The organism is Actinopolyspora lacussalsi (assembly GCA_030803735.1).
GTDB classification, from domain to species: domain Bacteria; phylum Actinomycetota; class Actinomycetes; order Mycobacteriales; family Pseudonocardiaceae; genus Actinopolyspora; species Actinopolyspora lacussalsi.
The window spans coordinates 2,008,784-2,032,123 of record JAURUC010000001.1 but is presented as its reverse complement, the minus strand read 5'-3'; the positions used below and the strand labels follow the sequence as shown (position 1 = coordinate 2,032,123).

The window sequence follows — 23,340 nt, the reverse complement described above, 5'->3', positions numbered from 1 at the left end:
CGGTGGAACGTCCCGTGCCCGCCGAATCCCCCGCGCGGCGCGGTCCCGGCCTGCGACTGCGGCTGACGCTGCTGTCGACCGTGCTGGTCGCCCTGGTCAGCGGTCTGCTGTTGTGGCTCGGCTGGTTGTTGGTCGGCGACGTGGTGGCCGCCGTGCCGCGCATGCCTCCCGGAACCACGGTGCGGGTGGACGGCGTGCCGGTCTCCGCGGGTGAACTCGCCGAGGCGCTGCGCGGCCGGGCGCGGGAGCGGGTGCTGCTGATCGGTGGTGTCGCCTTCGTGGCCGTCGTGCTGGCGGCCGCGGTGTCGGCGTGGACCGTGTGCGGCAGGGTGCTACGACCGCTGCACTCGGTCACCGGCACCGCGCGGAGGCTTTCCGCACGATCGCTGGGGGAGCGGATCGGGCTGTACGGCCCCAGGGACGAGGTCGCGGAGCTGGCCGACACCTTCGACGGGATGCTGGACCGACTCCAAACCGCTTTCGAATCCCAGCACCGTTTCGTGGCCAATGCCAGTCACGAGCTGCGCACGCCGCTGTCGGTGATCCGTACCGAGCTCGACGTCACCCTGTCCGATCCGAACGCCGACGCGGCCGAGCTGCGCCGGATGGCCGGAGTGGTGCGCGATGCGACGGCCAAATCGCAGCGACTCGTCGAATCGTTGTTGCTGCTCGCCCGTACCGAGGGGGCCGAGCTGCCGAGTCGTGAGCCGGTCGACCTAACCGAGCTGGCGCGTGCTGCGTTGCGGCCAATGGAGGAGCAGACGTGCGCGTCCGGGCTGCGTACGGAGGTCAGCCCCGCTCCGGCCTTCGCGATGGGGGATCCGGCGTTGCTGGAACGGGTTGCGGGGAACCTGCTGGAGAACGCGGTGCGCTACAACGTCGAGGGCGGCTGGATCGCCGTCGTCACCGCTGTTTCGGGGGAGTGGAGCTCGTTGACGGTTTCCTCTTCCGGGGCCGAGGTCTCCTCGGAGCGGGTGGACGGGCTGTTCGAACCGTTCCGCCGGGCGGGCGCGGAACGCACCGCGCGCACGGGCGCGGGGCTCGGCCTGTCCATCGTGCGGGCCGCGGCGAGCGCGCACGGTGGCACCGTCTCGGCGTGTCCGGTTCCGGGTGGCGGGCTGTCGGTGACCGTGTGGCTGCCCGCCGCGCGGTGAGCTCCGCGGGATCGCCCCCCGGAACTTCCCACCGGCGAGCCGCCGCGCGGATTTCTCAGAGCCGCAGGGTGGCGATGTCCAGTTCCAGCGGTGCGGGTGATTCCTCGATGTGTACCGGTCCGTCGCCCAGACGCACCGATGTGGCGGGGGTGTACCGTTCCCCGTCCAACCGGTATGCCACCAGCTCGGTCGGCCCGCGCCCGTCCTGGGCCACGCTCCAGAAGAACGGGATGCCCGCCTCGGCGCAGGCGTCCAGCTTGTCGCGCTGTTCCCGTGAGGTGTTGCCGGGTGACCAGATCTCCCCGGCGAGCCGTACGTGCTCGGCGCCGAACGAGTTGCCGAGGGGAGCGGTGTCCAGCACCACGAAGTCCGGGATCAGTGCCGTTCGCCGCGCGGTGCCGATCTCCACACCGATGCCGCCCACCGCGAACAGATCCATTCGTTCCGCAGCGCGGAGTGCGGTTTTGAGCAGGATGAGAAATTCGTTCTCGGCCCACTGATGCGGGCCGCTCGGTGGTGGCGTCACCAGCCAGTACCCCTCGAGCAGTTCCAGGCGCGACCCGTCGTCACGGGCGGGCAGCGCGTGCCAGTCGTCGATCGTGAACGGGCCGATCTCGTGCTGTACAAGCGCGGTCACCGAGCATCACCTCACCTCGTTCGTGATCCATCATGCCACGACCGGCGAGCCGCCGTGCGTGCGATTCGCCGTGCTCCGGGGACGGCTGTGCTCCGAGGATACCCACGCGGGCGCCGTCACCGGGAGCGAATCGGCACGGGCTCCGAGGGATCCGTGCGGAACGCCTTCCCCGCTCGGGGCGTCGCGGACCACTCCACACCAAAAGGGCCGGGACGGTGGGTACCGTCCCGGCCCTCGAACGCCGGTCATTCCGTGACTCCCGGCCGGAGTCTCCGGAGGGATCGCTCAGCTGCTGGGCAGGCTGGCCACTCCGGGTTGGTGGAAGCGCTTGCCGTTGACCAGCTCGGAGTAGCCCGAGCGGTCCAGGTACGGGGTGATGCCGCCCAGCCAGAACGGCCATCCCGCCCCGAGGAGCATGCACAGGTCGAGATCCGCGGCCTCGACGACCACGTCCTCGTCCAGCATGATCCGCGCCTCCTCCGCCAACGCGCGCAGCGCGCGGTCACGGACCTGTTCCTCGGAGAGCGGCTCGTCACCCTGCTGCCACAGCTCGGCGACCTCGGGGTCGACGATCTGGTTGCCCGCCTCGTCGGTGGTCCACACGCCCGTCTTCCCCGCGTCGACGAACCGCCGCAGGTTGTCGCTGAGACCGAACCGGTCCGGGTAGGCGGCGTGCATGGTCTCGTTGACGTGCTGGGCGATCGCGGGACCGACCAGCTGTAGCAGCACCATCGGACTCATCGGCAGCCCCAGCGGGTTCAGCGCCCGGTCGGCCACCTCGAAGGGGGTCCCCTCGTCGACCGAGGCGATGACCTCGCCGAGGAAACGGGTCAGCAGCCGGTTGACCACGAAGGCGGGTGTGTCGGCGGTCAGCACGCAGGACTTCTTGAGCTTCTTGCCGACCGCGAAGGCCGTGGCCAACGCGGTGTCGTCGGTCCGCTCGCCGCGCACGATCTCCAGCAGCGGCAGTACCGCGACGGGGTTGAAGAAGTGGAAGCCGACCACCCGTTCCGGATGGGCGAGCTTCGCCCCCATCTCGCCGACCGAGAGCGAGGAGGTGTTGGTGGCCAGCACCGTCTCCGGCGAGACGTGCTGCTCCAACTCGCCGAACACCTGCTGCTTGACCGACATCTCCTCGAACACGGCCTCGATGACGAAGTCGGCGTCGGCGAAGGCGCTCTTGTCCAGCGAACCGGTGACCAGCGCCTTGAGTCGGTTCACTCCGTCCGAGGAGAGCCGTCCCTTCGCACCGAGCTTGTCGATCTCGCCGTGTACGTAGGCCACGCCCTTGTCGATGCGTCCCTGGTCGATGTCGGTGAGTACCACCGGCACCTCCAGGCGGCGTGCGAACAGCAGCGCCAGTTGCCCGGCCATCAGCCCCGCGCCGACGACGCCCACCTTGTTGACGTCGTTGGCCAGGGACTTGTCCGGTGCTCCGGCCGGCTTCTTCGCCCGCTTCTGCGTGAGGTCGAAGGCGTAGAGCCCGGCACGCAGCTCGTCGGTCATCAGCGCGTCGGCGAGTGCTTCGGTCTCGGCCGCGTAACCGGCGTCGAGGTCGTTGTTCCTGGCGAGTTCGATCAGCTCGACGGCCTTGTTCACACCCGGCGAGGCGCCGTGCGTCTTGCTCGCCGCGATCTCCTTCGCCCGACTGATCGCCTCGTCCCAGCCCTGACCGCGGTCGATCTCGGCGCGCTGCACGGTGCTGGACCCGTTGATCACCCGCGCGGCCCAGCGCAGCGATTCCTCCAGGAAGTCGGGGGACTCGAGCTGGATGTCGAAGATGCCCATGCCGGTGGCCTTACCGGGGTTGAGCATCTTGTTCTGGTTGAGCGAGTTCTCCAGGATCACGGTCACCGCCTGGTCCGCGCCGACCAGGTTGGGCAGCAGCTGGGTGCCGCCCCAGCCCGGGAACAGGCCCAGGAAGCACTCGGGGAACGCGATCGCACCCGCGTTGTCGGCCACGGTGCGGTAGTGGCACGACAGGGCCAGTTCCAGCCCGCCTCCCAGGGCCGCACCGTTGACGAAGGCGAAGGTGGGGATCTCGGACTCGGTCAGCCGTCGGAACACGTCGTGTCCCGCCTTGGCGATCCGGTGGGCGTACTCCCGTTCGCTGAGCTGGCCCATCCCGGACAGGTCGGCCCCGACGGCGAACACGAACGGCTTACCGGTCACCGCGATGGCGGCAGGCTCCGCCGCGAACGCCTCGTCCAGCGCGGAGTCCAGCGAGGCGAGTCCGGCCGGGCCGAAGGTGGACGGCTTGGTGTGGTCGTGGCCGTTGTCGATGGTGACGAGCGCGACCCTGCCGTCCACTCCCGGAACCTCGACGAGCCGGGTGTGGGCGCGGGTCACGACCTCGTCGGGAAACAGTGCTGCGGAATCGCTGTCGATGCTCACTTGGCGCCCCCGGCGGTCTTGTCGTGGTTCGGGTTCTCCCAGATCACCGTGCCGCCCATGCCGAAGCCGACGCACATGGTGGTGATGCCGTAGCGAACCTCCGGATGCTCGGCGAACTGCCTGGACAGCTGGGTCATCAGCCGTACCCCCGAGGAGGCCAGCGGGTGTCCGCAGGCGATCGCTCCGCCCCACTTGTTGACCCTGGGGTCGTCGTCGGCCATTCCGAAGTGTTCGAGGAAGGCCAGCACCTGGACCGCGAACGCCTCGTTGATCTCGAAGAGTCCGATGTCGTCGATGGACAGCCCCGCCCGGTGCAGCGCCTTCTCGGTGGCCGGCACCGGTCCCACTCCCATGACCTCGGGCTCCACACCGGCGAAGGAGTAGCCGACCATGCGCATCCCGACGGGAAGCCCCAGTTCACGGGCGGTGTCCTCGTCGGCGACGACACAGCCGGTCGCGCCGTCGTTGAGTCCCGCGGAGTTGCCCGGAGTCACCCGGCCGTGCGGCCGGAAGGGGGTCTTGAGTCCTGCCAGGGACTCCGCGGTGGTTCCGGGGCGGGGAGGTTCGTCGGCGGTGGCCAGTCCCCAGCCGGACTCGCTGGAGCGGGTGGCCACCGGGACCAGGTCCGCGCCGATCCTGCCCGCGTTCGCCGCCGCCTCGTATCGCTGCTGGCTGAGCGCGGCGTAGGCGTCGGTGCGCTGCTTGGTCAGGTTCGGGTACCGGTCGTGCAGGTTCTCGGCGGTGGAACCCATCACCAGCGCGGAGGAGTCGACCAGGTTGTCGGACACGAATCGCGGATTGGGATCCACCCCCTCGCCCATGGGGTGATTGCCCATGTGCTCGACCCCGCCCGCCACGGCGATGTCGTAGCCGCCGAATCCGATGCCGCCCGCGACGTTGGTGACCGCCGTCATCGCACCGGCGCACATCCGGTCGATCGCGAAGCCGGGTACGGATTTGGGCAGTCCGGCGAGCAGGGCCGCGTTCCTGCCGATCGTCAGTCCCTGGTCGCCGATCTGGGTGGTGGCCGCGATGGCGACCTCGTCGATCCGTTCCGGTGGAAGATCGGGCTGCCGCCGCAACAGTTCCCGAATGACCTTGACGATGAGATCGTCAGCTCGGGTCTCGGCGTAGATGCCCTTGGTTCCTGCCTTGCCGAACGGCGTGCGGACGCCGTCGACGAAGACCACGTTCCTGAGGGCACGCGGCGTTCCCGCCGGTGCGGGGCCGCTGCTCTTGTCGGCTGCTGCCGACGCAGGTGCTGCCACGGCGTGCTCCTTGTCGATGTGGGTACGCGCCAGGCCGGGCGGCTCCGTTGCCCGACGGCGGGCTCTGCCGCTACCGGCCGGTAACGTGCACTCTAGCGCTCATTACCGGACGGTAACCAGTGGGATCGATGTCTGCTGAACCACAGCCGTGACACCGCCGTCGGACCAGTACGGACCGAAGCCGCGGACCGTGAATCGAGCGGATTATTTCACCTGGTCGGAAGCCTCGCCGCCGGACTCGCCCATCGCTTTCGCGATCGGTTCCGCCGTCAGTTCCACCTGCCAGGGCCGGGCGCCGCGTTCGTGCAGCTGTGCTGCTATCGATGCCACGCCGCCATCCGAGGGAGGTTGCCAGCAGAGCCTGCGCACCAGATCCGGCAGCAACAGGTTCTCCACCGGCAGGTTGTTCCGCTCGGCGATACCGGAGAGCACGTTCCGGACCGCGCTCAGCCGGGACGCAGCGGCCGTGTCCCGCTCCGCCCACCTGTTCGTTGGTGGTGGTCCGTCGTTCGGTGCGGTGATGGCGGGCAGTTCCTCCTTGTCCAGCTCGCGTGCGTCCCGCAGCGCCTCGAACCACTGCTCGGATCGTCTGCGCTGCTGCTTGCCGCCGAATACCGGCAGCGCGACGAGGTCCTCCCTGGTGGCCGGATTCTCCCGCGCCGCCCGGATGATCGAGCTGTCCGGCAGGATCCGTCCCGGCGCGATGTCCCGGCGGCGGGCGATGTCATCCCGCAGTTGCCACAGCGCGCGCACGATCGCCAGCTGTATCGGGGTCCGCAGCCGGTGGATTCCCGAGGTTCGACGCCACGGTTCCGGTCTTGCGGGTGGCGGCGGAGCCGTGCGAACCGCTTCGAACTCCTGCATCGCCCAGTCGAGCTTGCCCTGCCTGTCGAGCTCCGCGCGTAGCGCGGCACGTAGTTCGACCAACAGCTCCACGTCGAGCGCCGCGTACACCAGCCATTCGCGGGGTAGCGGTCTACGTGACCAGTCGGCCGCACCGTGTCCCTTCTCCAGCCGGTACGACAGCAGTCGCTCCGCGAGTGCGCCGAGTGACACTCGTTCGTAGCCGGCCAGTCGGCCCGCCAGTTCCGTGTCGAAGAGCCGGTCCGGACGTAGGCCGAGTTCGGCCAGACACGGCAGGTCCTGCGAGGCCGCGTGTAGTACCCACTCCGTGTCACCGAGTGCGGCGACGAGCGGCCCCGGATCCCCGTTCAGCGCGATCGGGTCGATCAGTACCGTGCCCGTGCCCTCGCGGCGTAACTGCAGCAGATACGCCCGCTGCGAGTAGCGGTACCCGGAGGCGCGCTCGGTATCGATCGCGATCGGCCCACTGCCCGCGGCGAGTGCCGCGGCAGCGAGACGCAGGGATCGGGGCTGCTCGACCACCGGTGGGACACCACCGGAGGGACGTGTCAGCAACACTGGTTCGGAGTGGTCCGGTTCGGCGGATTCGGGGTGAACAGCATCCACGGCTCACAGACGATACGTCCCTCTATCGGCTGAGGGGACCGAACGGTCCGATTCACCGTCCGCCGACCGGCTCGATGGTTGTTGTCAGATCATCGAATCACTCCGGCCCGCATTGCCAACGCGACCATCTGGGCCCGGTCTCCGGTGCCCAATTTGCGTCCGATCCGTGACAGGTGACTCTTCACCGTCAAAGCGGACAAATTGAGCGTTTCGCCGATCTCTTTGTTGGATCGGCCGTCCGCCACCAGTTGCAACACTTCGATCTCACGAGCGGAGAGCTCGCGCGGAGTGTTGTCGGTACCCGGAACCCGGGTACCGGCGGCCAACACCGGAGCCACGTTCGGATCGGCGTACACACCACCGTCCAGCACGCGGCGCACACCGTCCGTGACCACGGTCGGTGAGGCCGATTTCAGCAGGTATGCCTGTGCTCCCGCTTGAAACGCGGCCCGGACCGCATAGGGGTCATCGGACGAGGCGAGCACCACGATCCGTGGCCAGCCCTGGGTACGTAATTCCGTAACCAGGTCTACACCTGTCCCATCGGGCAGTCCCAGATCGAGGACTGCCAGGTCGCACGGACCGGTGGCCAAGGCGCGTGCCTTGGCCTCGGCCATCGATGCGGCTTCGTGCACCGTGCCGGCCCCCATCTGCAGCAGCCGGGAGGATATGGCCTCCCGGAGCAGCGGATGGTCGTCCACCACGAGCACCGTGAACAGCTCTTCCCGCGGGTGCGGAACCATGTTAGCCGGCAATGCACCGGCTGGCGTGGTACGAGCGGCCTGACCTAAGCCGACGGCAGCCACGTCACTACCTCCCTGGAGTCGGTCGTGCCCCCCGACCGGCACCGGGACTCTCGACCGATCAGCCGCGCCACTGATCGACCGAAAGTGGTGTCGTTCAGGTTGTAGCGTAACCGTCCGAGCGGATTATTGGGACGATCAAACGGGTATGTATCCCGATCGAGTTGCTCTCGATGTGACGCTGCCTACTTCTTTCGGGTGATATTAAAAAACAGTGTTAACGCCGAAACGTAGTGATTCGATACAGATCTTTCGATCTTCGCGTCTCCGACGACATCGGAAGGGTGCGAGACGGCCACCCCGTCGTTCCGCGTCCCCGGCCGCCACGACGGCCACTCGTCCCGACGGACGCCCTGCCGAGGTCTCCGGAGCTCACTCGATGGGAGCCCGTCCGGCAGATCCCGTTGGGCAGATCCCGTTCGGCGGCCCTCAGCCGACAGGCCCCGGCGGCAGCGATTCACTCGCCGAGGGGTCAGCCGTGCCTGCGACGCTCCGCCGTCCGGTTGCCCAACACGCTCACGCCGACCGGCGGCAGCCCGGCCGCGGTACCGATCACTTCCTGGAACGCGCGTGCGTGCGCGGTCAGTTCGCTGTCCGAAGGAGTCCAGGAACCCCGCAGCTCCAGTTCGTGCTCGCGCGCCGGTTCCGCTATGTCACCGAACCTGGCCGAGCAGGTCGCGGTAACCGTTCCACCCAGCGCCGTGTGGTTGGCGCGGCACGAGTGCAGCGCTCCCGTCAGCCACGACCAACCGAGCTCGGCCAACCCGGGGTCACCGGCCAGTTCGCTTCCCACGTCGGCCCGCAGGTATAGGACCAACCGCAGCACACCTTCCCACGAGGGCTGTCCCTCCGGGTCGTGCAGCAGTACGAGTCGGGCCGTGACGGCCGTGCCCTCGGGACCGCTCGTCTCGGCCGCCAGCGCGTAGGTCCACGGAGCGAGCCGTTTCGGTGGGCGTATCTCGCTGAGCTCTATCTCCCTGCGGGGAGGTGGGGCCTGCAGTGTTGCCACCGCGTCCCGAAAAACCATGGGAACAGCCGACATCTCGGTCACAGCAGGTGACTGTATGACCTGTTCGCAACCACGTGGCGACGCCACGCCGGAGATCACGGACAGTGGACCGGACGCTCGGCTTCCTCACACGGCGTGCGAACATGTGGTCGGATCCGTCCCAGGCGGATCCGACCACCCGGGTGTAGGGGCTCCGGCGTGCCCGAGACGTCGGTTGGCGTGCCGTTACCCGGCCACCCGCTCAAGCCGTTCCGCGAGGACTTCCGAGGAGCTCCATTGCGCTTGTCCGGACGTGGTCCTTCCGGCTCCGCGACAGTTCGTCACGTCGGCGGCCGGGGCCCGGAGTCGGCCCTACGGCGCCCCTGACCCCTTCGAATCGGCGGAGGATTCCGATGACCCATCCCACGCACGTCTCCAACCGACGCGGGCTCGACGATGCCCCGTTGCTGGTGGCCGCGAACGGCGGAACTCCCGAACACACCCCCGTGTGGTTCATGCGCCAGGCGGGGCGTTCGCTGCCGGAGTACCGCCGGGTCCGGGAAGGCGTTCCCATGCTGCGGGCCTGTCTCACGCCCGAACTGGTCTGTGAGATCACGATGCAACCCGTCCGCAGGCACGGTGTGGACGCCGCGATCCTGTTCAGCGACATCGTGCTTCCGCTCTACGCCGCCGGAGTGGGGCTGGACATCGTCTCCGGCACCGGGCCGGTGGTCAATCAGCCGGTGCGCGGTGCCGCCGACGTGGCTGCCCTGCCCGAGCTGGAGACCGAACACGTCGAAGGGGTTTCCGAGGCGATCCGGCTGTTGCTCGGCGAGCTGGGGAGCACACCGCTCATCGGGTTCGCGGGGGCCCCGTTCACACTGGCGTCCTACCTCGTCGAGGGCGGTCCGAGTCGCAACCACGAACGCACCAAGGCGCTCATGCACTCCGACCCGGAAACCTGGCACGCGCTGCTCGGCAAGCTCGCCGAGACCACGCTGAAATTCCTTCGGGTGCAGGTCGACGCCGGAGTCGACGCGATCCAGCTGTTCGATTCCTGGGCAGGCGCGCTTTCCCCCCGTGACTACGTCACCTACGTGCAGCCGCACACCAGCCGGATCCTGCGGGGCATAGCGGAGTACACCGGCGGCGAGGTGCCGCGGATCCATTTCGGGGTCGGGACGGGTGAACTGCTCGGAGCGATGCACGAGGCCGGCGCCAGCGTGACGGGGGTCGACTGGCGGGTCCCGTTGGACACGGCCGCGTCGCGGATCGATCCGTTGCAGCCCTCGCGCCCGGTGTTGCAGGGAAATCTCGACCCGGCGGTGCTGTTCTCGGACTGGGAGTCCGTGCGCGGCGAGACGGAACGGATACTCGCCGAGGGTGAGTCGGCCGGTGGGCACATCTTCAACCTCGGCCACGGCGTACTGCCCGACACCGATCCCGAAGTGCTGACCAGGCTCGTCGAGTTCGTGCACTCCCGCCGAGACTGACCGGAGCGGAAGCATGTCCAGAGTCGCTGTGATCGGCGGCGGTATCGCCGGGATGACCGCCGCGCACCGGTTGCGGAAGCTGCTGGGTGAGCACGCCGAGATCGTGGTGTTCGACCAGGCCGAGCGAACCGGCGGCAAGCTCTACACCGCTCGGCTCGCCGATCGCGGCTACGACCTCGGCGCCGAGGCGTTCCTGGCGCGGCGTCCGGAAGTCACCCGACTGGCCGCTGAGCTCGGGCTGGACGACGAGCTGGTTCATCCCGGTCCCGCCTCGGCGACGGTGCGCGCCGGGGGAGGGAATCGTTCGCTGCCCGCGGGGATGCTCATGGGGGTACCCGCCTCCGGACGGGCCGCCAGCGGGGTCCTCTCGGAGAGCGGGGTGCGTGCCGTCGAGCGGGAGGAGTCACTCGAACCGCTGCGGTTGTCCGGCGGCGATGCCTCGGTCGGTGCTCTGGTGCGGGAGCGACTCGGCCACGAGGCCGTCGAACGACTCGTGGAGCCGCTGCTCGGCGGGGTCTACGGGGGATCGGCCGACGCCCTGGGGCTGCGCGCCACCATGCCCGCGCTGGCGAACGCGCTGGACGCGGGCGCCGAGTCGCTGACGGCCGCCGTCAACGCGGCCATGCCCGAACCGCCGCCACCCGGTACGGACAGACCGCCCGTGTTCGGGGCGTTCCGGCAGGGCTACGACACGCTGCTCGACGAACTGCGGAAGCGCTCGCGAGCGAGTTTCGAGCTCGGCCTGCCGGTCCGTGCCCTGCGTCCGTTGTCCCGGGGCTGGAACCTGGCCATCGGTTCCGCCCCGAGTCCCCGGACGCTCGATGTGGACGCGGTCGTGCTGGCCGTGCCCGCTCCCGCCGCCCGCAAGCTGCTCGCCGACCCCGTTCCGGACGCCGCCGACTGCTTCGGTCGCCTCCGGCTCGCCTCCATGGCCGTGATCGGACTGGCGCTGCCGTCCCACGTCGAGCTGCCCGCGGCCTCCGGAGTGCTCATCGCCCGTGGCGAGCGCCACACGGACGGGACTCCGTTCACCGCGAAGGCGTTCACCTTCTCCAGTCGCAAGTGGCCGCACCTGCGTGGCGGCGAGGGCGAGTCGCTGGTCCGGGCCTCGGTGGGCAGGGGAGACCCCGCCGAACTGCGGCCGGACGACGAGGAACTGCTCCGCCGGGTACGCGCCGATCTGGCCGAACTCACCGGCGTGACCGCCCCGCCCTCGCAGAGCAGCGTCGTTCGTTGGGGCGGTGGGCTGCCGCAGTACGGCGTGGGGCACTCCGAGATCGTCGCCGGTATCGAGGACGCCGTCTCGCGGACACCGCGACTGGCAGTGGCGGGCGCCGCGCTGCACGGCGTCGGGGTCCCCGCGTGCGTCGGCACCGGCGAGTCGGCCGCGTCCACGATCGCGGAACAGCTGGCCGCGACCTGAGGCACACACCCGCCCACCTGTCCGCCTCGGGGCGGAAGAACGGTGGCAGACTGGTCGGCATGGCCCGCCTGAACTACGCCGAGTTGAACGATACGATCCGCTACACCATGTGGTCGGTGTTCCGCGTCCGCGCCGGGGAACTTCCCGAGGACAGGGAGAAGGCCGGGGCGAGCACCAGGCAGTTCCTGGAAGGGCTCGAGGACTCCTCGGATCTCGTGGTGCGTGGCGTCTACGACGTCTCCGGCATGCGCGCCGACGCCGACTTCCTCATCTGGTGGCACGCCTCCCGGATCGAGGACCTGCAGGCGGCCTACTCGGACTTCCGGCGCGAGACTCCGCTCGGCCGGGCCAGCGAGCCGGTGTGGAGCAATGTGGCCGTGCACCGTCCCGCCGAGTTCAACAAGAGCCACGTGCCCGCGTTCATCGCCGGCGAGGATCCGCGTGCCTACGTGTGCGTCTACCCGTTCGTGCGCTCCTACGAGTGGTACCTGCTCCCGGACGAGGAGCGGCGGGACATGCTCGTCGAGCACGGCAAGGAGGCCAGGGACTACCCGGACGTGCGGGCCAACACCGTTCCCGCCTTCGCGCTGGGCGACTACGAGTGGATCCTGTCCTTCGAGGCGGACGAGCTCCACCGGCTCGTCGATCTGATGCGTCACCTGCGTGGCACCCAGGCCCGGCTGCACGTGCGCGAGGAGACCCCGTTCTACACCGGGCCGCGTGTGGGGTCGGAGGACCTGGTCGCGCGGCTGCCATGAGCTCCGACGCCGTGTCGAATGCCTCGCCGTCGGAAAAGCTCCCCGAACCGGATGTTTTCGCTGAGCCGCACCGAGCGCTCGAGACGAGTACGGGAACCGGCGTGACCGTTGATGGCATCCTCGAGGACCTGGACGCGGATCGTCGGTGACGCCGCTGCTGCGAGTCGAGGTTTCGGTTGGCCCGCGCGGGTGGAAACTCTGGCCGAGACCGCGATCACCGGAAGCGGGGGCAGCGCCCGCTACTTCACCTTCCGGATGCGTTGATCCCGACCGGAGTTCCGCCCCGCCTGCTCGATCGCCTCGGTCAAGCGTTCTCGTCCGGCTCCAGCCGCAGCGCGATGGAGTTGATGCAGTAGCGCTGGTCGGTCGGGGTGGGGTAGCCCTCTCCCTCGAACACGTGGCCGAGGTGGCTGTGGCAGGACGCGCAAAGCACCTCCACGCGCACCATGCCGTGCGAGCGGTCCTCCCGGAGCAGGACCGCTTCCGAGTCGCTGGGGTCCCAGAACGAGGGCCAGCCGCAGTGCGACTCGAACTTGGTGCCGCTGCGGAACAGTTCGGCGCCACAAGCGCGGCACTCGTAGACGCCCTGGGTCTTCTCCTCCACGTAGTCACCGCTGTACGGCGCTTCGGTGGCTCCCTGTCGCAGCACGGCGTACTCGTTCTGGCCGAGTCGCTCCCGCCACTGTTGTTCCGACTTGACGACCTTGGGGGTGCTTCCCACTACCGGATCCATACCTCCACGATAATTCCGCGCGAGTGCGGCGGCACCGCAGGAGGCGCGGGCCCACCGAACGGCGAGCCCCACCGGACGGCGGGAGTCATCCGGAGAAAGCCGCCACCATGAAGACCAGGGCGTTCCATATCGTGAAGGCCACTCCCAGCAGGATCAGCGTGACCACGACGACGGCGAGCAGTCTCCGCTCACCCCGCAGTCGGTTCGCGCTCTGCGCGAAGTCGCCGACCCCCTGCAACATGCCCTCGACGGTCGCTCGGGAACCGCAGTGCTGCATCCGGTCCAGATGCGCGGCGAACGCCTGCGCCTCCGGGTCTTGCGGGTCCAGTCCGATCAGGTCGTCGGCGAAACGGCCGGCCGGCTCGTCCGGTTCGCCGTGCTCGGCGCGTGACATGTTTCCACGGTAACCCTCCGTGCCCTTCCACGCGCCCGTATCGAACGTTCACCGGAGCCACCTGATCGGTTCGGAAAGCGGCTGGTGGGGCTTCGTTCGAGCGGTTCCCTCGTTCCGGTCCGGGCGGAACCTCCCGCGGCTGGTCGAGTAGGGCGCGGCTGATCGCGGCCGGGGCGGACACCGACGAAGCGCCGGTACCGAACCGGAAATGGTTTTCGATCGCGGGTGTCGCCCGTCCAGCGGTATCCGTGGCGCGGACGGCGGGGCAGCATCGACGTGTCGATATTCCTGCGATCAGGAGGCCGTCATGGAGCAAGCCGTGGCACAGACCGCGACGGAAACACAGTTCGGTGGGTGCAGCTGCTGCGCCAGTTGCAGTGGTCCCTCCTGCGGGTGCTGCAGCAGCTGCTGACGGGACCCCGCGGACCCGGGTTCCGCATGTGCTCGCGGAACTGAGCCCCGCCGTCCGCCCTGGCTACGGGAAGGCCCGACGTCGAGTGGTCGGATACGCCACGTCGGGCCTTGTTCGCGAGGGCACCGCGAGCGAATCCGCGGGGGATTCCGCTCCCCGGGCGCGGCATCACGCCGGACAGGCCGCGTCGCGGGGCGGAACCTCGCCCTCGACCAGGAATCCGCTGACGAGTTCCGTGACGCAGTCGGACCGCCCCAGCGCACCGTGCCCGCTTCCCAGCCAGCTCACCTTGCTGCCGTTGGGCAGCGTGGCGGCCATGTTCTCACTGCCGGTCGCGGGGGTCAGGGGATCGTTCTCGGTGGCTATCACCGGTATGCGCGGCAGTCGGCCGTTGCCTGGCGAAGGCATCGCCTGTTGCGGTCTGGGCCATGTCGAGCACCTGATCAGTCGTTGTGCGAACACGCCGCCGAACAGTGGTCTGCTGTCGACCCATTCCTCGGCGATGTCGCGCGCTCGCTCCGGCGGGAGCCGTGACATCGTGTCGTTGCAGCGTGTCACCATGCGCTGTCCCAGCCGGTCGGCCCCGACCTCGGAGTCCCGGACGAAGCCCGCCAGCGCGCTGCCGTCGCCGTCCTCGGCCGCCGCGATGGCCCGCGTCAACCGGGGCCAGTCGTCCCGGTTCCCCAGACCGTGCAGCACCGCTCTGGTCAGTTCTCCCGAGGTGAGCGGCGCTCCGTCCGTCGGAAGGGCCTGTCCGCGGGTGCGTTCGATGAGCGAGTCCAGCCGTTGCCTCGGCGAGTCCCCCAGCGCGCACTCCTCGGAGTCGCGGCACCTCGCGGCGAACACGTCGAAGGTCCGCTCGGCGCCGTCGGCGCGCCGTTTCAGTTGCGCCAGGGTTTTCAGCGCCGGATCCGGGGCACCGTCGAAGACCATCCTGCCCACGTTGCTCGGACGGTCACGCGCGTAGACGCTCAACACGCGCGAGCCCTCGCCACGTCCGATGGCGTGCAGCCGGGGAACGCCGAGTTGCAGCCGCAGTTCCTCCAGGTCGTTCGAAGCGTGGCGCGTGTCGTAGGTCTGGGCTCGTCGCTCCAGTTCCAACAGGCACTTCTGGCTGGCCGTACGCACCGATTCCAACAACCTGTCCAACGCCGTGTCATCGGTCGCTCGCGAGTCGAACCGGGTGATGGCCTCGCGTTCCCGTTCGGGCACGCAGTTCGCCGGATCGGAATCCCCGGTGCCCCGGCGGTCCATTCCGATGATCCTGAACTCGCGCAGCATCCGATCGGGCAGCCGCGTGGCGAGGCGCGCGGCGAAGGTTGTTCCCGGTGCGCCGCGGATGTCGTTGACCACCACCAGTGGGACATCACCGGACCCGGCGGTCAGCAGCGCGATCCGCGTGGTGCCACCGCGCACGGCCCCGGGGGGATCGGTGTTGGTCAGCAGGTTCGCGCACGAGAACCGCATGTCTCCGGGGGAGTGGCTCGAATCCAGCTCACTTTTGGTAGCGGCGGTGCAGTCCGACCAGTCCAGCGCGTTGTGGCTCGACGGCCCCAGCGGCGGCACGGTTCGTGGCTCGGAGTTCCGCGGGGTTCGCGCACCGGAGTTCCCGTCGTCCCGATAGGCCACGGCCGGACGGTCGGACGGTCCCGCGGAACACGCCGTGAGCACCAGAAGCAGCAGGATGACACCGACTCTGCCGATGACGCGCGGCACGTGAACTCCTTCTCGGCGCGGTGTGCTGACTCGGACGGGCGCCTTCCCTCCCCTGTGCACTCCGGGAATCATCGCACGGTCGGTGTGAGAAGCGGGTGAACGGTCGCGGCGGTCATGTCGGTGGTACCGGTAAGGCGGTGTTGCAGTAGTCTGCCGTCCGGCCGGTCCTCCGGCAGTACCGACGGCCCCACCGCTCGTGGCGCTTCTTACTTCCCGGCAGCGGGACAGCACCACCGAGGCGGAACGGGGTATTCCGCTGTTCCAGGTTATGAGTAGATCCGCGTCAATGTGTGCTAAACTGTACGCATGAAGCTGAAGGAGTGGGCGCGCGAGCAGGGTGTCTCGTATCGAACCGCGCTGAACTGGTTCCACGCGGGCACTCTGCCGGTTGCCGCTCGTCAGCTTCCTACCGGCACGATCCTGGTCGAGCCGCCGAAGGAATCGACTGGCCGTACCGTCGCGTACTGCCGCGTGTCCAGCGCCGACCAGAAAGACGACCTGCATCGGCAGGCTGGCCGTGTCGCGGAAGAATGCAGCAAGCGCGGCATCACCCTGAACGCGACCATCACCGAGGTCGGGTCCGGCATGAACGGCGGTCGCGCCAAGCTCGCGAAACTCCTCGCCGACGCCGAGGTCTCCTGCATCGTGGTCGAGCACCGCGATCGGTTGGCCCGATTCGGCGTCGAGCACCTGGAAGCCGCACTGTCCGCGACCGGGCGCACCATTGTCGTGCTCAACAACGAAGAGGTCGCCGAGGATGTGGTGCGCGACATCACCGAGGTATTGACCTCGATGTGCGCCCGGTTGTACGGGCGCCGGTCGGCGAAGAAACGCGCTCAGAACGGTCTTGCCGCGTGCGCTGCGGAGCCGCGATCGTGACCGAGGTGATCCAGGCGTACCGGTTTGCGCTCGACCCGGACTCACAGCAGGAAGACCAGCTGCGGTCGCACTGCGGTGCTCAGCGATTCGCCTACAACTGGGGGCTCGCCCGCGTGAAAGCGGTCATGGACCAGCGCAAGGCCGAAGCGTCCTACGGCATCCCGGCCGAGGAGCTGACGCCGTCGATCTCGTGGTCGGCGTGCTCGCTGCGCAGAGACTGGAACGCGGCCAAGGACGAGGTGGCCCCGTGGTGGGGCGAGAACTCCAAGGAAGCCTACGCCACCGGGCTGGCCAATCTGGCTGACGCGCTGGGTAACTGGCATCAGTCCCGCACCGGCAAGCGCGCCGGGAAAACGGTGGGGTTCCCCCGGTTCAAGGGCAAGCGCCACACTTGGTCGTGTCGGTTCACCACCGGCTCGTTCGGTCTCGCCGATTCGGACCGTCGGCATGTGACGCTGCCGCGTATCGGTACGGTGCGCACCCACGAGTCCACCCGCACACTCGCCCGGCACGTGGAGCGCGGGTCCGCGACGATCCGGTCCGCCACGGTGAGCTTCCGGGGCGGCCGGTGGTTCGTGTCGTTCTCAGTGAAAATCCAGCGCAACGATCCTCCACCCGCCGACCCGGACAGCGCCGTGGGTGTCGACCTGGGCATCAAGTCCCTCGCGGTGCTGTCGACCGGCGAGGTTGTGCCGAACCCACGCCACCTCGAAGCCGCGCAGAAAGAACTACGCAGGCTGCAACGCCAGGCGTCCCGCCGCACCGGTCCGGATCGGCGCACTCGGCAGAAGCCGTCGAACCGGTGGCGTGCAACGCAAGCCCGCATCACCAAGCTGCACGCGTTCGTCGCGAACGCCCGCCGAGACGGGCTGCACAAGCTCTCCAGCCGATTCGTGCGCGAGCACGGTGCGATCGTGCTGGAAGACCTCAACGTCACAGGAATGATGTCCAACCGGCGCTTGTCCCGGCACGTTGCCGGGGTCGGCATGGGCGAGTTCCGGCGTCAGATCGAGTACAAGGCAGCCTGGTCCGGCGTGCACACCCACGTCGCGTCCAGGTGGCACCCCAGCTCGAAGACCTGCAACGACTGCGGCGCGGTGAAAGCCAAACTGCGCCTGTCCGAACGGGTCTACCGCTGCGAACATTGCGGCCTGGTCCTCGACCGGGACCTCAACGCAGCGCGTAACCTCGCTGCTCTTGTTGAGCACGACACCTCTTCGGCGAGTTGCGCCGTGAGGCTAAACGAGCCCGCTGGAAACCCGCTTAAGCCCACCCTCGGTGGCAATGGGTATCGCCACGGGAAGGCCCACGCGGGTCAACGTCAGCGCGGCAACGCGTTGACTCGGTGAACGTTCTTACACGTTTTCCGAACGGAGTTCCCCGTGTCCCGCGAGACGGGCACCCGCGCGGACACCGGTGGTGGCGAACGTCGTCGACCCGTGCAGCATCGATTCGGACAGGAATGGAACGCGACCGTGGCACAACTGGACGAGGCATCGTCAGCCGGGCGGCATCCCGACGGGCGGTTCGGCGCGCTGGCCACCCGTGCTTTCGGGGCCGTGCCACCTCCCGTGCTCGTGGTCACCGGCATGATCAGTCTGCAGGTTGGTGCCGCCTTCGCCAAGCAGCTGTTCGCCATGGCCGGTGCGTTCGGCGTGAGCGCGATCCGACTCACCTTCGCCGCGCTGGTGCTGCTGCTGGTGTGGCGTCCCGCGTTGCGGATGGACCGCAGGACCTTTTTCGTCGTCGCCGGATACGGCGCGATGCTCGCCGGGATGAACACCAGCATTTACCACGCTTTCGAGCGGATTCCGCTGGGTATCGCCGTCACCATCGAGTTCCTGGGGCCGCTGTCGGTGGCGGTTTTCGGTTCCCGTCGCAAGCTCGACGTGGTCTGGGCGCTGCTCGCCGCCACCGGCGTCCTGCTGCTCTCCCGCGTGGAGGGCGGACTCGATCCGCTGGGGGTCGCCTTCGCGCTGCTGGCGGCGGTGTTCTGGGCGGGCTACATCCTGATGGGGGCCAAACTCGGTGACCGCACCACGGGCGGAGGCGGGCTCGCCGTCGGGATGGCGGTCGGCGCTGTGCTGGTGCTCCCGTTCGGGGTGGTCGAGTCGAACACCGCACTGCTCGATCCGCACGTGCTGGCCGTGGGACTGGTGGTCGCCCTTATGTCCTCCGTCGTGCCCTACTCACTGGAGCTGGAGGCGCTGCGCCGTATTCCGCCGCGAGTCTTCGGGGTGCTGATGAGTCTGGAGCCCGCCGTGGCAGCCCTGGCCGGGCTGGTGGTGCTGCGGGAGGCGCTCGGCGCGGGACAGTGGCTCGCGGTGCTGTGCGTGGTGCTCGCCTCGATCGGAGCGACTCGCGGTGGTGGACGAGCTTGAGCGCCGGGACAGCTCACCGCACGCGTTGCGCCGGTGAGCTGTCCAGGTTCAGCCGGACAACGGTCGGCAGCGTCTCGACACGGAGCGCCTCGCGGGCTCGGGAGAGCACCTTCTCGTCCAGTTCCTCCCAGACCTGACGGACGTCGGTGCCGTGCTGCAACGACAGCACCATCCGCAGCCCGGGGTTCTCGGCGGTGCCGGTGGTACGCACCCGTGCTCGGGTCACACCGCTGACCTCGCGCGCGTCGGTCCGCACCGCGTCCGTGAACGCCGTCCCGGTGAGCGAGGTGGTTCCCGCGGTACCGCCGCCGATGTGGATGTCCGGGCGGTTCTCCGGACGCAACGCGTGGATCAGCCACCAGAGTCCCAGCAGCACCAGCAGCACGCCCAGCACGGCCACTGCCGTGAGGCTCAACCGGGGATTGTCCCGGATCCACCGCTCCAGCAGCGGGTCCAGTACCGGGCGGTCCGCCCGGTACACCCCGAGGACACCCGAGCCCACCAGCAGTGTCAGCGCACCCGCCAGTACCGCCAGCGTCCCGACCACGTGAACGATCGTCCGCTCGAAGGTCAGCGAGCGTCCCAGCCGGTTCGCGGTCCGCTCGGTGTGTCTCGGTGTGCTCGACTGCTCAACCGCCATGATCGCTCCTCGACAGCCTTGTGATCATCGCTGCTTCGCCGGTTTGACCGCGACCGAGACCTTCGGGGGCGTGACCAGCGGCAGTTCCTCCGTCGCGGCACGAGCGGTCTCCCGCAGTCTGGGTTCGAGGTCACCGACCTCGGTGAATTGGCTGACCGCGTTCACCCGCACCGCTTTGCGGCGCGCGACCACGGACGCGCTTGCCACCCCGTCCTGCTCCCGAACCCGGTGGCCGACCAGCCGTGCGAGTGACCGAGGACGGGTGACCACCACCACCTCCGGCGCGGGGTCGTGCAGCCTGATGTCTCCCCTACCGGCCCGGGCGGCCACGAAAATCAGCAGCAGGCCGAGCACGGCGGTGACGGCCGCCCCCGTTCGCACCAGCGTGTCCCGCCAGGAGACTCCGGCCAGTTCGTCTCGCATGGTGGCACGACCCACCAGCAGCGGATCCGCACCGGTAGAGACGGCGGCTCGTACCGCTTCGATCACCAGCAGCAGACCAGCGGCCAGGAACAGCAGTCCCAACAGCGTGGTGAGGATTCGAACGAACGCACGCATCGGTCGGCAGTCCTTCCAGTGGGAGCGGCTACTCCACTCGTGGGGCGGTGGGGTGTGGCACCAGCGCGGTGACCGTGACGTCCACCGTGGCGACCCGGCAGTCCGCCATGCGTTCCAGCTCGGTGCGCACTCGTTCGCGAACGGCGCTCACGGTCTCGGCGATCGGTGCCGGATAACGCAGCGCGAGGTCCAGACGTATCCGCAACTGTCGTTCCGGACCGGCCAACCGTGCCGTCGCTCCGTGCTCGCCCGTACCGAGTCCCGCCACGCGCCGTCGCGTCCGGACACAGTTCGACACGGAGTCCGCCGCGTGTTCGGCGATTCTGCGCAGCACTCCCCGGTCGATCCGCAGTCCACCGCGCTCCGACGGCTCGGTGATACCGCCGTGCTCGGAACGTGTCGTCGCGGCGCTCTCGGCGGTGCCCACTGTCCCGGTCACCGGTCCTTACCCCGTCCGAACAGGTCACCGAACTCCATGTCGCCGTCCACGAACCGGCCCACCACGAAGCCGATCAGACCGACCGCCAACGTGATCAGAAAGGCGGTGAAACCACCAGTGGTAACCGCTACGCCGAGAATCAGCCCGGCGATCAAACCGGTCTGTGTCGCGTTCATGGCACAACCTTCCTATTCGTCCCGCGAGCCGGCGTGTGTTCGGTCGGTACGTGACCGCCGCGGTCATACGACTCGCGGCCCGCGCCCGCGGCGTGCTCGCCATTCCCGTATCCGGGCCAGCAGCCCGCGCAGACCGTGCCGACGCACGAGCACCACCGGCCCGTCTCCCCGTTCGCCGGGCAGGGGAGTCGGTGGTTCGCTCGGCGAGCGCACTCCGTCCCGTGCCGACTGTAGTTCCGCGACACCGGCGGCGAAGACTTCGGGATCACCACCGACGTCGGGATGGTTCGCACGTACGAACTCCCGCAGTCGGACCCGCGCTTCACTGGCTTCATCAGAGGCGCGGCGCGAATCCGAACCCCGATGCGAATCCGCATCCCGGCGCGAACCGATCACCTCGCCTCACCCGTCCCGTGGTTCGACTCCGGTTCGTGTTCCGGTGCCAGCACGTCCGCGACGGTCACGTCGATCATCGTTTCATCGGTCACTTCGCGTATCCTCTCCCGGATCTCGGCCACTAGCTCGGGAACGGGACGTCGCAGCAGCAGCACGACACACACCTCGGTCGCGTCGCCGGTGTCCGCGGTGGTTCGGACGCCGGTCACCCGTCGCCCGGGCAGGTGGGTGGCGACGATTCCGTGTTCCCCGCCGTCCAGCCGGACCACACAGGGGTGTTCGAGGGCCGCTGCCGCTATCCGTTCGGCGACGTGCTCGTGCTCCCGTGTGGTCTCGTTCTCCGTGGTCATCCTCGTGCTCCCGTGCTGTCGTGGCGTGGTTCGGGACGCACAACGTTTTCGGACGGGGATACCGGGCAGAGTCACCGCTCAGCCGGTCACTGCACTCGTGATCCCGTCCCGTTCTGCTGGGTGGTCTCCTCCTCGTCCTCGGAGGGGAGGTGGATGTCGTTGACCGAGATGTTGACCTCGGTCACCTCCAAGCCGCACATGCGTTCCACACTGTGGATCACATTGCGGCGTACCGCACGGGCGAGATCCACGATCGCGGCACCATACTCCACGACGATGTCCAGATCGATCGCGGTCTGGCGTTCCCCGACCTCCACCTGCACGCCCGAAACGTTCGAACTCCCGGTGCCGCCGGGGATGCGTTCCCGCAGGGCACCGAAAGCGCGTGACACGCCGCCACCCATCGAGTACACACCGGAGATCTCCCGCGCGGCGATTCCGGCGATCTTCTGCACCACCGAGGAGGAGATGCTGGTCCTGCCCTGCGAGGTGTCGTCCGCCAGGCGCGCGGGTGTGTCCGGCGAACGGGACTCCGGGATACCGGTCACGTCCGTGCCGCCCGGCTGTTCCGACTGCGTGGACTCCGACTTGCTCGAACGGGTGGAGCTGCTGCCCGACTGCGTCATGCCGACTCCTTTCGGAAACACCGGTCGCCCCGCCTTCCGAGCTGATGACGGGGTTGGTCGGTGTGGACTGGTACCCGATCAGATGCTAATTCGTGCCGCGGTCTTCCGGCTCGATACGTGTTATCACCCGATTGGGGGAATGTCAGTTTCTTCCCCGGTTCCGTCCCACGGCGGAACGACATCGGCCAGTCGTACGGAGACATCCGGGGTTCCCGCGCCGAGATAGCCGTGCAGCGCGGCTACCAGCCTGCGACGGATCTCGGGCAGGAATTCGTGAGCGGCCGTCGGGTAGGCGGCCACCACATCGACGCGCACCGCCTCGTCCGCCATCAGGCACGAGCGCATCGCCATGCCGGAGAAGTCGTCCAGGACCTCCGCGCTCAGCCGTCGCGTCAGGCTCAGCGTCGCCGCTGCCTGGATGAGCAGTTTGCCGTGCTCCTGTGACAGTTCCAGCGGTTGGCCACCGTGCCTGTCGCGCAGTCCGCGCAGGGTGGTCAGCGTTCGGTCCACCAGGTCGTTCGAGGGGACCGCGTGACTCCGTGCCAGTCGTCGCACCGGTCGCCAGCGCCGGGATATCTCCGCCAGCTCCGCCCGACAGTGCGGGCAGTCCCGCAGGTGCTCCTCGAACGCCGGGGGTACACCGTCCAGGTGATATCCGATCAGCTCGCCGACACGTTGACCGCAGGGCAGGCGCCGATCCGAAGCGAAGTTCTCTTCGTTCAAGGCACCTCCTTCAATTCGGCCAACAGTGCCAGACGTGCCCGGTGGAGCCGAGACCGCAGCGCGGTGACGTTCACCTCCAGCACTTCGGCGACCTCCTCGTAGTTCATCCCCTCGAGCTCACGCAGCACCAGTGGCAGTCGTTGGGAGGTTTCGAGGCGGGATATCGCCGCGTGCACTCGTCTGGTCTCCTCCTCGCGTAAGGCCGTTCCCTCCGGGTTCCCCGTATTCCCCACCGGGGTCATGGATTCGTCGGTCGGGTCCAGCGGAACCGTGGGGCGCCGTTTGCGGACCTGGCTCAGCGCCGCGTTGGTGACCACCCGGTAGAGCCACGTCGACGCGGCGGAGTCACCGCGAAACGTGGCCAGCGAGCGCCAGGCGGAGACCCAGGCGTCCTGCACGGCGTCCTCCGCCTCCGCCGGATCGCCCACGATCCGCAGTGCCACGCGGTAGAGCTTGTCGGTGTGCGTGCGAACGAGGGAGTCGAACGCCGAGGTGTCGCCGTTCCTGGCCGCCATGAGCAGTGCGCTGT

At 68.7% G+C, this 23,340-nt stretch carries 26 protein-coding genes; 8 read left to right on the top strand and 18 right to left on the bottom strand.

The window, feature by feature from the left end; genetic code table 11:
- Positions 1–14 precede the first annotated feature (14 nt).
- Entirely contained in the window at positions 15–1,154 is a 1,140-nt protein-coding gene (locus J2S53_RS08960) for a HAMP domain-containing sensor histidine kinase (protein WP_456240606.1), read from the top strand.
- A gap of 55 nt (positions 1,155–1,209) precedes the next feature.
- On the opposite strand, the gene J2S53_RS08955 is transcribed toward J2S53_RS08960, so the two are convergent.
- From J2S53_RS08955 to J2S53_RS08930, 6 genes are all read right to left on the bottom strand, one after another.
- Positions 1,210–1,791, bottom strand: a complete 582-nt coding sequence (locus J2S53_RS08955) for a Uma2 family endonuclease (RefSeq protein WP_456240605.1) — start codon at positions 1,789–1,791, stop codon at positions 1,210–1,212.
- A 285-nt stretch (positions 1,792–2,076) separates the two neighbouring features.
- Positions 2,077–4,185 (bottom strand): 3-hydroxyacyl-CoA dehydrogenase NAD-binding domain-containing protein, encoded by a 2,109-nt coding sequence (locus J2S53_RS08950; protein WP_456240604.1) that lies wholly within the window; start codon positions 4,183–4,185, stop codon positions 2,077–2,079.
- The gene (locus J2S53_RS08945; RefSeq protein WP_092979126.1) at positions 4,182–5,375 is read right to left on the bottom strand and encodes an acetyl-CoA C-acyltransferase; all 1,194 of its coding nucleotides are present in this window, start codon (positions 5,373–5,375) and stop codon (positions 4,182–4,184) included. Before J2S53_RS08945 ends, J2S53_RS08950 begins: the two co-directional genes overlap by 4 nt.
- A 282-nt stretch (positions 5,376–5,657) precedes the next feature.
- The gene (locus tag J2S53_RS08940) at positions 5,658–6,923 is read right to left on the bottom strand and encodes an HRDC domain-containing protein (protein WP_456240603.1); all 1,266 of its coding nucleotides are present in this window, start codon (positions 6,921–6,923) and stop codon (positions 5,658–5,660) included.
- A gap of 89 nt (positions 6,924–7,012) precedes the next feature.
- The gene (locus J2S53_RS08935; protein WP_017976119.1) at positions 7,013–7,666 is read right to left on the bottom strand and encodes a response regulator; all 654 of its coding nucleotides are present in this window, start codon (positions 7,664–7,666) and stop codon (positions 7,013–7,015) included.
- 532 nt (positions 7,667–8,198) lie between these two features.
- On the bottom strand, positions 8,199–8,777 hold the full coding sequence (locus J2S53_RS08930) for a DUF3000 domain-containing protein (protein ID WP_456240602.1): 579 nt from the start codon (positions 8,775–8,777) through the stop codon (positions 8,199–8,201).
- Positions 8,778–9,127: 350 nt separating this feature from the next.
- Here J2S53_RS08930 and hemE point away from each other — a divergent pair, with 350 nt between their 5' ends.
- The 4 genes from hemE (at position 9,128) to J2S53_RS08910 (ending at position 12,652) form a co-directional block, all read left to right on the top strand.
- Positions 9,128–10,207, top strand: coding sequence for a uroporphyrinogen decarboxylase (gene hemE / locus J2S53_RS08925; protein ID WP_456240601.1), 1,080 nt, complete (start codon positions 9,128–9,130; stop codon positions 10,205–10,207).
- A 13-nt stretch (positions 10,208–10,220) separates the two neighbouring features.
- Positions 10,221–11,630, top strand: a complete 1,410-nt coding sequence (gene hemG, locus J2S53_RS08920; RefSeq protein ID WP_456240600.1) for a protoporphyrinogen oxidase — start codon at positions 10,221–10,223, stop codon at positions 11,628–11,630.
- A gap of 59 nt (positions 11,631–11,689) precedes the next feature.
- Positions 11,690–12,388 carry a hydrogen peroxide-dependent heme synthase gene (gene hemQ / locus J2S53_RS08915; protein WP_456240599.1) on the top strand — a complete coding sequence of 233 codons (699 nt, stop codon included), beginning with the start codon at positions 11,690–11,692 and terminating at the stop codon, positions 12,386–12,388.
- Positions 12,389–12,499: 111 nt separating this feature from the next.
- A complete protein-coding gene (locus tag J2S53_RS08910) occupies positions 12,500–12,652 on the top strand; it encodes a hypothetical protein (RefSeq protein ID WP_456240598.1) in 153 nt (50 codons plus the stop codon).
- A gap of 40 nt (positions 12,653–12,692) precedes the next feature.
- Here J2S53_RS08910 and msrB read toward each other — a convergent pair whose 3' ends face one another.
- From msrB to J2S53_RS08895, 3 genes are all read right to left on the bottom strand, one after another.
- Positions 12,693–13,121, bottom strand: a complete 429-nt coding sequence (msrB, locus tag J2S53_RS08905) for a peptide-methionine (R)-S-oxide reductase MsrB (protein ID WP_456240597.1) — start codon at positions 13,119–13,121, stop codon at positions 12,693–12,695.
- 85 nt (positions 13,122–13,206) lie between these two features.
- Positions 13,207–13,515 carry a hypothetical protein gene (locus J2S53_RS08900; protein ID WP_456240596.1) on the bottom strand — a complete coding sequence of 103 codons (309 nt, stop codon included), beginning with the start codon at positions 13,513–13,515 and terminating at the stop codon, positions 13,207–13,209.
- Positions 13,516–14,095: 580 nt separating this feature from the next.
- Positions 14,096–15,643: an alpha/beta hydrolase gene (locus tag J2S53_RS08895; RefSeq protein WP_456240595.1), complete on the bottom strand. Its 1,548-nt coding sequence runs from the start codon at positions 15,641–15,643 to the stop codon at positions 14,096–14,098.
- A 306-nt stretch (positions 15,644–15,949) separates the two neighbouring features.
- Between J2S53_RS08895 and J2S53_RS08890 the strand changes: the two genes are divergently transcribed.
- The 3 genes from J2S53_RS08890 to J2S53_RS08880 all read left to right on the top strand — a co-directional run bounded on the left by J2S53_RS08890 (position 15,950) and on the right by J2S53_RS08880 (position 18,903).
- Complete coding sequence (locus J2S53_RS08890) at positions 15,950–16,522, top strand: IS607 family transposase (RefSeq protein ID WP_456240594.1); 573 nt, start codon at positions 15,950–15,952, stop codon at positions 16,520–16,522.
- Positions 16,519–17,871: an IS607 family element RNA-guided endonuclease TnpB gene (tnpB, locus tag J2S53_RS08885; protein ID WP_456240593.1), complete on the top strand. Its 1,353-nt coding sequence runs from the start codon at positions 16,519–16,521 to the stop codon at positions 17,869–17,871. Before J2S53_RS08890 ends, tnpB begins: the two co-directional genes overlap by 4 nt.
- 135 nt (positions 17,872–18,006) lie before the next feature.
- Positions 18,007–18,903 carry an EamA family transporter gene (locus J2S53_RS08880; RefSeq protein ID WP_456242746.1) on the top strand — a complete coding sequence of 299 codons (897 nt, stop codon included), beginning with the start codon at positions 18,007–18,009 and terminating at the stop codon, positions 18,901–18,903.
- Between the two features lie 13 nt (positions 18,904–18,916).
- Here J2S53_RS08880 and J2S53_RS08875 read toward each other — a convergent pair whose 3' ends face one another.
- The 9 genes from J2S53_RS08875 to J2S53_RS08835 all read right to left on the bottom strand — a co-directional run bounded on the left by J2S53_RS08875 (position 18,917) and on the right by J2S53_RS08835 (position 23,326).
- Positions 18,917–19,543, bottom strand: coding sequence for an alkaline shock response membrane anchor protein AmaP (locus tag J2S53_RS08875; protein WP_456240592.1), 627 nt, complete (start codon positions 19,541–19,543; stop codon positions 18,917–18,919).
- A 24-nt stretch (positions 19,544–19,567) separates the two neighbouring features.
- Positions 19,568–20,101, bottom strand: a complete 534-nt coding sequence (locus tag J2S53_RS08870) for a DUF6286 domain-containing protein (RefSeq protein WP_456240591.1) — start codon at positions 20,099–20,101, stop codon at positions 19,568–19,570.
- 28 nt (positions 20,102–20,129) lie between these two features.
- Positions 20,130–20,540, bottom strand: coding sequence for an Asp23/Gls24 family envelope stress response protein (locus J2S53_RS08865; protein WP_456240590.1), 411 nt, complete (start codon positions 20,538–20,540; stop codon positions 20,130–20,132).
- The gene (locus J2S53_RS08860) at positions 20,537–20,716 is read right to left on the bottom strand and encodes a DUF2273 domain-containing protein (RefSeq protein WP_092979099.1); all 180 of its coding nucleotides are present in this window, start codon (positions 20,714–20,716) and stop codon (positions 20,537–20,539) included. Before J2S53_RS08860 ends, J2S53_RS08865 begins: the two co-directional genes overlap by 4 nt.
- Before the next feature lie 63 nt (positions 20,717–20,779).
- Complete coding sequence (locus tag J2S53_RS08855) at positions 20,780–21,112, bottom strand: hypothetical protein (RefSeq protein WP_456240589.1); 333 nt, start codon at positions 21,110–21,112, stop codon at positions 20,780–20,782.
- Complete coding sequence (locus J2S53_RS08850; protein WP_456240588.1) at positions 21,109–21,462, bottom strand: hypothetical protein; 354 nt, start codon at positions 21,460–21,462, stop codon at positions 21,109–21,111. The genes J2S53_RS08855 and J2S53_RS08850 overlap by 4 nt, the downstream gene beginning before the upstream one ends.
- Before the next feature lie 86 nt (positions 21,463–21,548).
- Positions 21,549–22,088, bottom strand: coding sequence for an Asp23/Gls24 family envelope stress response protein (locus J2S53_RS08845; RefSeq protein ID WP_092979092.1), 540 nt, complete (start codon positions 22,086–22,088; stop codon positions 21,549–21,551).
- Between the two features lie 123 nt (positions 22,089–22,211).
- Entirely contained in the window at positions 22,212–22,811 is a 600-nt protein-coding gene (locus tag J2S53_RS08840; protein ID WP_456240587.1) for an anti-sigma factor family protein, read from the bottom strand.
- On the bottom strand, positions 22,808–23,326 hold the full coding sequence (locus J2S53_RS08835) for an RNA polymerase sigma factor (RefSeq protein ID WP_456242745.1): 519 nt from the start codon (positions 23,324–23,326) through the stop codon (positions 22,808–22,810). The genes J2S53_RS08840 and J2S53_RS08835 overlap by 4 nt, the downstream gene beginning before the upstream one ends.
- Positions 23,327–23,340 lie beyond the last annotated feature (14 nt).